The organism is Nocardia sp. alder85J (assembly GCF_020176955.2).
GTDB lineage: Bacteria > Actinomycetota > Actinomycetes > Mycobacteriales > Mycobacteriaceae > Nocardia.
In genome coordinates this window covers 299,326-311,476 of sequence record NZ_JAIUCZ020000012.1, presented here as the reverse complement: position 1 = coordinate 311,476, position 12,151 = coordinate 299,326, and the positions used below count along the sequence as shown (strand labels likewise).

At 69.2% G+C, this 12,151-nt stretch carries 1 protein-coding gene; it reads right to left on the bottom strand.

Annotated features, from left to right (window positions below; translation table 11 throughout):
- Positions 1–12,048, bottom strand: a 12,048-nt coding sequence (locus LBW94_RS36660) for a non-ribosomal peptide synthetase (protein ID WP_266273006.1), incomplete at its 3' end; no start/stop codon positions are given.
- Positions 12,049–12,151: the final 103 nt, after the last annotated feature.

Here is a 12,151-nt window from a genome sequence, read left to right as displayed (position 1 = left end):
GTTGGTGAGACTGGTGCATTCGGCGACCTTGGGGCCCGCGGCGACGAAGACGGCCAGCATCGACGGCACGAAGTGCGCGACGGTGACCCGTTCGGCGACGATCAGGTCCGCCAGGTACAGCGGGTCGCGATGGCCGTCCGGCCGCGCGACCACGAGGCGCGCGCCGACCTGCAAGGGCCAGAAGAACTCCCACACCGACACGTCGAAGGTGGCGGGGGTCTTCTGCAACACCACGTCGTAGGCGGCCAGCCCGTACTGGGCGTGCATCCACACCAGCCGGTTGACGATCGCGTCGTGCGCGACGGCGACGCCCTTGGGCCGTCCGGTGGAGCCGGAGGTGAAGATGACGTAGGCGGTGTTCGACGGGCGCAACGGGGCGCGCCGGTCGGCGTCGGTCAGCGGGGTGTCGGAGTGGTCCGACAGGTCCAGCCGGTCGATGCGGACCTCGGTCACTCCGGCATCCTCGGCGGCATCGGCGAAAAGGCCCATGCCCGAGGTCAATACGCACACCGGCGCGGCGGTGTCGAGGATGTACCGGATGCGCTCGGCCGGATGGTCCGGATCCAGCGGCACGTAGGCGCCACCGGCGGCGGTCACCGCGTACATGCCGATCACCAGATCCAGCGAGCGCCGCATGCCCAGCGCCACCAGCGATTCCGGTCCCACGCCCTCGTCGATCAGCCAGCGGGCCAATTGCCGCACCCGGGTGGCGAATTCGGCGTAGGACAGAGTTGTCCCCTCGAACGTCAGCGCGGGCGTCTCGGGGCTGCGCGCGACCTGCGCTTCGAACAGCGAGACCAGGGTGGCGGCGGCGTCGTCGGACACCGACGGCAGGGCCGCGTCCAGCGGGAATTCGGTGTCGTTCCACTGCTGGAGCACCAGCGCGTGTTCGAGGTCGTCCAGCAGCGGCAGATCGCCGACGCATTCGGTCGGATCGGAGGCGACCGCGTCCAGCATCCGCAGGAATCGCTCGGCGAAGATGGCGGCGTAGTCGGCGTCGAAAAGGTCTGCGGCGTAGACGAGTTCGCCGGACATGCCGCTGCCGTCGGTCTCGCTCAGCGTCAGTTGCAGATCGAATTTCGCGGCCGGCTGGTCGATGTCGAGCGCGGTGACCGCGAGACCGGGCAGTTCCAGGGCGGTGCGGCCGAGGTTCTGGAACGACAGCATCACCTGGAACAGCGGATGCCGCGCCTGCGAACGGGCCGGATTCAGCACCTCCACCAGGCGTTCGAACGGCAGATCCGCGTGCGCGAACGCCCGCAGGTCCTGTTCGCGCACCTGGGCCAGCAGTTCGGCGAAGCTCGCGCCGGAGTCGACCCGGGCGCGCAGCACCAGGGTGTTGACGAACATGCCGACGAGGTCGTCGAGGGCCCGCTCACCACGGCCCGCGACCGGGATGCCGACGGCGATGTCGTCCGTGCCGGACAGTCGCGCCAGCAGCGCGGCGAAGGCGCTGTGCACCACCATGAACAGGGTGGTGCCGTGCGCGTGCCCGACCCGGTTGAGCGCATCGATGAGGTCGCCGGGGATCTGGAACCGGTAGGTCCCGGCGTGGTAACCGGCGACGGCGGGCCGCGGCCGGGTGGACAGCCGCAGTTCGTCCGGCAGGCCGGCCAGCGCCTCCTGCCAGTAGGCCAGCTGCTGCGCGATCAGCGAGCGCCGGTCGTCCTCGGATCCGAGGGTGTCCCGTTGCCACAGGGCGTAATCCGCGTACTGCACGGGCAGCGGCGCCCAGCCCGGCTCGGAGCCGGCGGTGCGCGCGATGTACGCGGTCATCAGATCGCGCACCAGCGGCGCCATCGAGAAGCCGTCGGTGGCGATGTGGTGCACGACGACGACCAGCACGTGTTCGGTCGCGTCGAGCCGGTACAGCCGCAGCCGGACCGGCGTCTGCTCGGTGACATCGAAGCCGCGGCCGGTGAATTCGTACATCGCCGGCAGCAGGTCGGCGCCGGTGAGTTCGACGATGTCGAGCCGCGGGATGGCCCGGCCGGACGGCAGTACCTGCTGATAGGCGATGCCGTCGTGCGACGGGTAGACGGTGCGCAGCGTCTCGTGCCGGGTCACCACATCGGCGATCGCGGCGCGCAGCGCGGCGAGATCCAGTGCGCCGGACAGGCGTACGGCCGCCGGGATGTTGTAGGAGGCAGCGGTGGCGGAGCCGCCCGGCAGTCCGGTGGCGGCCGATCCGGTGTCGCCGAATCCGGCGTCGAAGCGGTTGAGGAACCACATCCGCTGCTGCGCCAGCGACAGCGGCGGGTGTTCCGGCCGCGGGCGCGCGGTGAGCGCTTGCCGCACACCGGCTCCCGCATGCGATTCGACGCGGGCGGCCAGGGCCGCCACGGTGGGGGCCTCGAACACCGCCCGCACCCCGACCTCGGTGCGCAACGCCGCCGACAGCCGCGCCACCAGCTGGGTGGCGACCAGCGAGTTGCCGCCGAGTTCGAAGAAGTCGTCGTCGACGCCGACCCTGGCCACGCCGAGCAGATCGGCGAAGACTCCGGCGACGATCTCCTCGATCGGCGTCGACGGCGCCCGGAACCCGCGCGCGGCGAATTCGACCGCGGGCAGGGCCTTCCGGTCGAGCTTGCCGGAGGCGTTGAGCGGGAACTCGTCGAGCACCACGATCCCGGCCGGGACCATGTAGGCCGGAAGATGCCGCGATACCGCCGCTTTCACCGTCTCGGGTGGCATCGTCACACCCGATTCCGGCACGACGTACCCGATCAGCTGGTCACCGGTGTGCGGGTCGTGCCTGACCACCACCACCGACTGCGCCACCCCCGGCTGCCCCAGCAACGCGGACTCGATCTCCCCCAACTCGATCCGCAGGCCCCGCAGCTTCACCTGGAAATCGGTGCGACCCAGATAGTTCAGTTCACCATCAGCGGTCCAGGCCACGAGGTCACCGGTACGGTACATGCGTTCCCCGGTCACGGAGAACGGATCGGCCACGAAACGATCCGCGGACAGATCCGCCCGCCCGAGATAGCCACGAGCCAACTGCACACCCGCCAGATACAACTCACCGGGTACACCGGGAGCGACGGGGTGCAGGCGGGCATCGAGGACATAGACGCGGGTGTTCCAGATCGGACGACCGATCGGCACCACCACCGTGTCGCTGCCGGTGACCTCGTGATAAGTGACGTCGACGGCGGCCTCGGTGGGGCCGTACAGGTTGTGCAACCGGGCCCCGGTCAACTCCCGCAACCGCTGCGCGGTGGGGGCGGGCAGCGCCTCACCGGAGGCGAACACCTGCCGCAGACCACTCGCCGACACCTCCGCCGCCGCGGTATCCAACGCCGACACGAACACCGACAACATCGACGGCACGAAATGCGCCGTCGTCACACCGTATTCGGCGATCACCCGCGCCAGATACACCGGATCCCGATGCCCGTCCGGACGCGCGACCACCAGACTCGCACCGACCTCCAACGGCCAGAACAACTCCCACACCGACACATCGAAGGTCGCGGGAGTCTTCTGCAACACCACATCCGCAGCCGTCAACGGATACTCGTGCTGCATCCACAACAAGCGGTTCACGATCGCCGCATGAGTGACCGCCACACCCTTCGGACGGCCGGTCGAACCCGAGGTGAAGATCACGTACGCGGTGTGGGCCGGTCGCAGCGGCTGAGTGAGTTCCGAATCCTCCAGCGGGACATCGGAATACGAGCTCAGGTCGAGCGCGTCGATCTCCAGGACCGGGAGGTTGTGACCGGTGACGAAATCGTCGCCCACGGTGGTCAGGACGGCTGCCGGGCGGGCGGTGTGCAGGACGTAGTCGATGCGGTCGGCGGGCTGGTCCGGGTCCAGCGGGACGTAACCGCCACCGGCCTCCAGCGTCGCATACACCGCGACCAGCAGATCCAGCGAACGCCGCATCGCCACCGCGACAAGAGTTTCCGGACCCACACCCAGCACGACCAGCCGCCGCGCCAGCCGATGCACCCGCGCCGCGAACTGCCCATAGCTGAGCTGCTCACCCTCGAACACCAGCGCCACCGCCTCCGGCGTCGCCACGGCCTGCTGCGCGAACAACGACACCAGCGTCTCCGGCCCGAGCACCGACACCGCGCCACGAGAACCCTTACCGCCCTTACGAGAACGCTTACCACCACCAGCGGGCAGCACCGGCGCACCCGGCAGGGCATACCGGGTGTCGTTCCACGACCTCAGCACCCGCTCCCGCTCATCCGGGGACAACACATCGATATCCCCCACCGGCGCGTCCGGATCCGCGATCACCGCCGCCAGAATCCGATCCAACCGCCCCGCGAACCCCGCGATCGTCGACTCGTCGAACAAATCCAGCGCATACGAGAACTCCGCCGACATCCCCGCCACCTCCCCGTGACGGTCCACCACCTCCTGCAACGTCAACTGCACATCGAACTTCGCCAACCGCGAGTCGTACTCCACCCCCGACACCCGCAACCCCGGCAACTCCAGCGACGCCTGCCGCGTGTTCTGAAAAGTCAACATCACCTGAAACAACGGATGACGCGACTGCGACCGCGCCGGATTCAACACCTCCACCAACCGCTCGAACGGCACATCCGCATGCGCGAACGCATGCAAATCCGCATCCCGGGCCCCCGCCAGCACCTCCGCGAACCCCGCACCCGGCTCCACCGGCACCCGCAACACCAGCGTATTGACGAACATCCCGATCAAATCATCCAGCGCCGCCTCCCCACGCCCGGCCACCGGCGTCCCCACCGCAATATCCGACGTCCCCGACAACCGCGCCAGCAACACCGCCAACGCCGCATGCATCACCATGAACAACGACGCATTATGCCGCCGCCCCAACTCCAGCAACCGCCGCTGCCTCTCCGCCGGCACCACGAACGGATACGTCCCACCCCGATACGACGCCACCGCCGGCCGCGGCCGATCCCACGGCAACACCAACTCATCCGGCAACCCCGCCAACCGCGCCCCCCAATACGCGATCTGCCCCGAAATCAACGACCCCCCATCAGCCTCCGACCCCAAAACCTCCCGCTGCCACAACGCATAATCCGCATACTGCACCGGCAACGCCGCCCACGCCGGCTGCTCCCACGACGTCCGCGCCGCATACGCCACCATCACATCCCGCGCCAACGGCCCCATCGACCAGCCATCAGCAGAAATATGATGCACCACCATCCCCAGCACGAACTCGGTCTCACTGACCTCGAACAACCGCGCATGCAACGGCACCTCACTGGTCACATCGAACGCCATCGACGCCAACTCGACCAGATGATCGATCAAATTCCCCTCCGTCACAGGCACCGGCGTCAAATCCGGCACAATCTGCGCCGCATCCAACACCACCTGCACCGGACCATTCCCCGTCTCCGGAAACACCGTCCGCAACGACTCATGACGATCGATCACATCGATCACCGCCACCTGCAACGCCGCCACATCCAACTCACCCGACAACCGAATAGCGACGGGAATGTTGTTGACCGCGTTGCCGTTGTCGAAGCGGTTCAGGAACCACATCCGCTGCTGCGCCAGCGACAGCGGCACCTCCTCCGGCCGCTGCCGGGCCACCAGCGCCTTGCGGGCGCCGTCGCCGGCGTGCGACTCGATGCGCGCGGCCAGCGCCGCGACGGTGCTGGCCTCGAACAGCATCCGCACCGGCACCCGGGTGTCCAGGGCGGTGCCCAGCCGTGACGCGACCTGAGTGGCGATCAGCGAATTGCCGCCCAGTTCGAAGAAGTCGTCGTCGACGCCGACGCGGACGATCCCCAGCACCTCGCCGAAGATCTGCGCCACGATCTCCTCGATCGGCGTTGTCGGAGCGCGGAATTCGCGCACCTCGAACACCGGCGCGGGCAATGCGCGGCGGTCCAGCTTGCCGGAGGCGTTGAGCGGGAAGGCTTCCAGCACCACGATCGCCGACGGCACCATGTACGCGGGCAGCGTGCGGTGCAGGGCGGCCTTGATGTTGTCCAGGTCGACCGGGCCGGGCGTGGTGACCACATAGGCGACCAGCTGATCGCCGGCCACGGTGTCGATGACCAGCACGGCGGCCTGGTTCACGGCGGAGTGGCCCAGCAGCGCGGTCTCGATCTCGCCGAGTTCGATGCGCTGGCCGCGGAACTTCACCTGGAAGTCGGTGCGGCCGATGTACTCCAGCACGCCCGCCGCCCCGGCGGCCGCGCCGGCGAACCGGTTCCCGGTCCAGCGCACCAGGTCGCCGGTGCGGTAGAGCCGGCTGCCCGGCGCGCCGAACGGGTCGGCCACGAATCGTTCCGCGGTCAGATCGGGGCGGCCGTGATAGCCCCGGGCCACCTGTGCGCCACCGAGATACAGCTCACCCGGCACCCCGGCGGGCACCGGCCGCAGCCCCTCGTCCAGCACGTAGGCCTGTGCGTTCCAGACCGGACGGCCGATCGGCACCGTGGCCGGCACCGCCTCGGTGATCGCCGCCGCCGTCGCGTGCACGGTGAATTCGGTGGGCCCGTACAGGTTGTGCACGGCCGCGGCGGAGAACTTGCGGAAGGCCGCCACCATCGCCGGCGGCAGCGCCTCACCGGCGACCAGAACCGCACGCAGCGAAGAACTTTCGGCAGCCGAGGCGCTGGAGGCGAAGACCGACAGCATGGACGGGACGAACGAGGTCAGGGTGACCCGGTGCCGTCCGATGATCTCGGACAGGTACATCGGATCGCGGTGCCCGTCGGGCGCGGCGATCACCTGGCGGGCGCCGACGGCCAGGCTGCCGAACAACTCCCAGACCGACACGTCGAAGGTGACCGGAGTCTTCTGCAACACCACATCGGTGTCGTCGATGCCGTATTCGGCGGTGATCCAGGCGATCTGGTTGAGCACGGCGGCGTGCCGGATCGCGACGCCCTTGGGGCGGCCGGTGGAACCGGAGGTGTACAGCACGTAGGCGGTGTTGTCCGCGCGCAGGTGCCCGCGTCGTTCCCGGGCGGCGATCGGCGTGTCCGAATAGTCGCTGTCCGCACCGAGGTCCAGCTCGTCCAGGTACACCACCGGGCAGCCGTCGAGCTGCGTGTCGACCTCGTCGGCACGAGTCGTCAACAGGCACACCGGATTCGAGCTGCGCAGCACGTAGTCGGTGCGCTCGGCCGGATGGTCCGGATCGATCGGCACATAGCCGCCACCGGCGGCCAGCGTGGCGTAGATCGCCACCAGCATGTCCAGCGACCGCCGGATGCCCACGGCCACCAGCGATTCCGGGCCGACGCCGTCGGCGATCAGCTTGCGTGCCAAGCGGTTCACCCGGGCCGAGAATTCGGCGTAGGTCAGTTCGGCCGCGGGGCCGTACTCACCGCCGGAGCGCTCGCCCGGATCGAAGATCAGCGCGGTCGCGCCGGGCCGCACCCGCACCTGCCGCTCGAACAGGTCGAGCACGGTGGTGACCGGGGGCAGTTCGTGCGCGGTGCGGTTCCACTGTTCCAGGATCGTGGACCGCTCGGCGGCGTCCATGATCTCGATGTCGCGCACCCGGGCGTCCGGATCGGCGAGCACGTCGGTGAGCACCCGCAGATAGCCGCGGCCGAATTCGGCGACGGTGGCGGCGTCGAACAGATCGGTGGCATAGGAGATCACCACCGAGACGCCCGCGGGTTCGCCCTGGGCGCCGTGTTGTTCGGTCAGCGTCCATTGCAGATCGAACTTCGCGATGTCGACCTCGAGTTCGTCCGCGGTGACCTCGAGGTCGTGCATGCGCAGCGTCGCGTGCGACAGTTCCTGGAACGACAGCATCACCTGGAACAGCGGGTGCCGGGCCTGGGAGCGGGTCGGGTTGAGCACCTCCACCAGCCGCTCGAACGGCACGTCGGCGTGCGCGAACGCGGCCAGATCGGTATCCCGGAGACGGGTCAGGAATTCGGTGAAGGATTCGGCGCCGTCGACCTCGGAGCGCAGCACCAGGGTGTTGACGAACATGCCGATCAGGTCGTCGAGGGCCTGCTCGCCGCGACCCGCGACCGGGGTGCCGATGGCGATGTCGGTGGTGCCCGACAGCCGGGCCAGCAGCACCGCCAGCGCCGAGTGCAGCACCATGAAGACCGTGACGCCGCGGCCCCGGGCCAGGCCCGACAGCCGGGCGTGCATCTCGGGGTCGATCTCGAAGGTGGTCCGGGAACCGTGGAAGCTCTGCACCGGCGGACGCGGGCGATCCGACGGCAGGTCGAGCTGATCCGGCAGCCCCGCGAGAGCCCCACGCCAGTAAGCGATCTCGCGCGCGGCGATGGACGACGCATCGTCCTCGGAGCCGAGCACCTGCCGCTGCCACAGGCTGAAGTCGGTGTACTGCACCGGCAACGGCTGCCAGGCCGGCAGCTCACCGGCCGCGCGGGCCAGGTAGGCGGCGGTCACGTCCCGGGCCAGCGGCCCGAAGGAGAAGCCGTCGGCGGCGATGTGGTGCACCACGAAGGCGACCGCGTAGTCCGGGCCGTGCCCGTTCTCGGTGGCGATCCGGTAGACCCGGACCCGGATCGGCAGTTCGCTGGTCACGTCGAAGCCGCCGGACGCGAATTCGGCCAGGGTGCCCGGCAATTCGGCCTCGGTGATCGGCAGCACGTCGACGCCGAGATCGACCTCGTCCATCGGCACGATCTGCTGGAAGCCACCGTCGCCGGATTCCGGGAACACGGTGCGCAACGCCTCCTGGCGTTCGACCACGTCGTACAGCGAGGCGGTCAGCGCCTCGATGTCGACGCGACCGCGCAGCCGGACCACGAACGGCAGGTTGTAGGTCGGCACGGTCGGATCGAACTGGTTGAGGAACCACATCCGCTGCTGTGCCAGCGACAGCGGCATCCGCGCCGGCGCTGCGGTGCCGGACAACCGCTGTGCGACCAGCGGTGGCCGGGTCTCGGTCGCCGGGGAGGCCGATTCCGCCCGCGCCGCGATCCCGGCTACGGTCGGGGTCTCGAACAGGGCCCGCACCCCGAGCCGGATGCCGAAGGCGGCCGAGATCCGCGCCACCACCTGGGTGGCGACCAGCGAGTTGCCGCCGAGGTCGAAGAAGTTGTCGTCCACGCCCACCCGGGAGCGGCCGAGCACATCGGCGAACACGCCGGCGACGATCTCCTCCGCCGCGGTGCGCGGCGCCCGGTAACCGGCGGCGTCGGCGCTGAACACCGGTTCCGGCAACGCCTTCCGGTCCAGTTTGCCGGAGGTGTTGAGCGGGAACGCGTCCAGCACCATGACCGACGCCGGCACCATGTAGGCGGGCAGCTGCCCGGCCGCGAACCGGGTCAGATCGGCCGGGTCGGCCGAGAAGCCCGGTCCGGGAACGACATACGCGGCCAGCTGCTGACCGGTGGCGGTGTCGGCGACCAGCACCACGGCCTGGCTCACCGCCGGATGCGCGAGCAGCACCGTCTCGATCTCGCCGAGCTCGATGCGCTGGCCGCGGAACTTCACCTGGAAGTCGGTGCGGCCGATGTATTCGATGGCGCCGGAATCGTTCCAGCGCACCAGATCTCCGGTGCGGTACATACGTTCGCCGCTGTCGGAGAACGGATTCGCGACGAACCGGTCCGAGGTCAGGTCCGCGCGGCCCCGATAGCCGCGGGCCAGCTGCCGCCCGGCCAGGTAGAGCTCACCGGGGGCGCCGATCGCGGCCGGACGCAGCCGCGAATCCAGCACGTAGACTTCGACGTTCCATTCCGGAACACCGATCGGCACCGTGACCGTATCGGCTTCCGTTGCCTCCCAATAGGTCACCGAGACAGCGGCCTCGGTCGGACCGTAGAGGTTGTGCAGTCCGGCGATGGAGATCGCCCGGAACGCCGCCGCGGTCTCCGGCGGCAATGCCTCACCGATCACGAACACCGCACGCAGCGAAGCGCATTGGGAGACGGTGGCGTGCGCGGTGAACACCGTCAGCATCGAGGGCACGAAGTCGGTGATGGTGACGTCGTACCGTTCGATCATGTCCGCGACGTACAGCGGGTCGCGGTGCCCGTCCGGATCTGCCACGACCAGGGTCGCGCCGGTCAGCAGCGGCAGGAAGTAGCCCCACAGCGAGACGTCGAAGGTGGTGGCGGTCTTCTGGAGATAGACGTCACCCGCGGTCAGCGCGTACTCGTCGATCATCCACAGCTGCTGGTTGACGATCGCGTGGTGGGTGACGGCGACGCCCTTGGGGCGGCCGGTCGAGCCCGAGGTGTAGATGACGTAGGCGGTGTTGTCCGGCCGCAGCGGCGCGAGCCGGTCCGCATCGGTCACCGGTGCATCGGAAAATTCCGATACGTCGAGCGTGTCCAGTTCCACGCGACGCACGGTGTCCGGCAATTCGAGGCCGTCGCCGCTGGTGGTGAGCACACACACCGGATCGGCGCCGTCGAGGATGTAGGCGGTGCGCTCGGCGGGATGGTCCGGATCGATCGGCACGTAGGCGCCACCGGCGTGCAGCACGGCGTGCATGCCGACCACCAGATCCACCGACCGCCGCATGCCCAGCGCCACCAGCGATTCCGGGCCGACGCCGTCGGCGATCAGGAATCGGGCCAGCCGGTTCACCCGGGCACCGAACTCGGCGTAGGTGAGGGTCTCGTCCTGGAATTCGAGCGCGACGCGGTCCCGGCCGATCCGGATCTGCTCGCTCAGCAGCGCCGGCAGCGTGGTGGCGGGCACCTCGTGGTCGGCATCGTTCCAGGCCGCCAGGGTGCGGTCGAGTTCGGACTCGGTGGCGATCGGCAGCGCCCACGCCGGCTGCCCGGGCTCGGCACCGAGGAAGCGCTCGAAGAAGTCCAGGAAACGGGCGTGGTGGTCGCGGGTCTCGGTCTCGCTGTAGAGGTTGGGATTGGTCTCGAAGTCGATGCGGGTACGGGTGCCACCCTCGGTCTGATAGAAGTTGACGCCCAGATCCTCGATCGATCCGGTCGACAGCACATGCATCTGGCCCGAGAGCTCACCCAGGGTGAGTTCGTCGTGGAAGAGCATGATGTTCACCCACGGGCCGAAGAACTCCGTCGACACCACGCCGTCACCGGCGGCGTCGCGGCGGATGTCCTCGTGCCGGTAGCGCTGATGCCGCAGCGCCCCCGACACCTCGACCTGCACCTGCGCGAGCAGTTCGGCGATCGTGGTGGCGTAGCCGACCCGCAGCCGCAGCGGCACGATGTTCGAGGTCGCACCGCCGGCGCGGCGCATGGCCGCGGTGACCCGGCCGGTCACCGGCAGGCTCAGGATCACCTCCTCGGCGCCCGTCCACTGCGCCAGATACGCCGCGAAACCCGCGATCAGCAAACCGGCCGGGGAGGATTCGAAGCGGGCCACCGCCGCGTCCAGTTCCGCGTGCGAGCCCTCGGACAGCGCCGCCGACGCCACCCGGTTGGCCGCCGCGGGCGGGGCGGACCGGCCGGTCAGGCCCGATCCGGCCTCCAGCCCGGCCACCTTCTGCGCCCAGTAGTCGCGATCGGACCGGAACCGCGACGAGTCGCGGTAGGCCAGCTCGCCCTCGACCAGCGACCGCAGCCCGGAGATCTTCGCGGCCGGGGCCTCCGCGCCCGCGACGTACGCGGTGTACCGCTCCGCGATGCGTTGCAGGTTCACCATCGCGCCGAAACCGTCCATCGCGATGTGATGGGCCCGCAGGTACCAGAACCAGCGATCCTCGGTCAACTGCAAGGCCACCGATCGGATCAGCCGATCGGACAGCACATCGAGCGGGCGGCCGTACTCCGCGCGCATCCATGCCAGGGCCGCGGCCTCCGGATCCGACTCCCCGCGCAGATCCACATACCCGACCCGATCGTCGAAGCCGACGTCCACGTACTGCCAGGGCTCACCGTCGCGCTCGACGATCCGCAGCAACCCCGACCCGAGCTCGCGCGAGGTGTCCAGCGCGGCGCGACTGAGTACCTCCACATCGAGCGCACCACGCAGATCCACATACTGCGCGATGGTGATCGGCACCTCGGGATCCAGATGCTGGGCATACCAGATACCGAGCTGCGCCGGCGACAGCGGGAAGAGGTCCTCCCCCGAAACCGGCGTGGTTACCTCGTTGCCAGCTTCGCCGTTTCCGCCGAAATCCAGCCGGTCCAACCGTCAACCTCGCTTCCGGAACACCCGCGTGGCGCTCCCCAATGGCACACCGACAGCGACGCACACCTGTACCAGCGTGGCGCCCGCGTTCGGGACACACTTC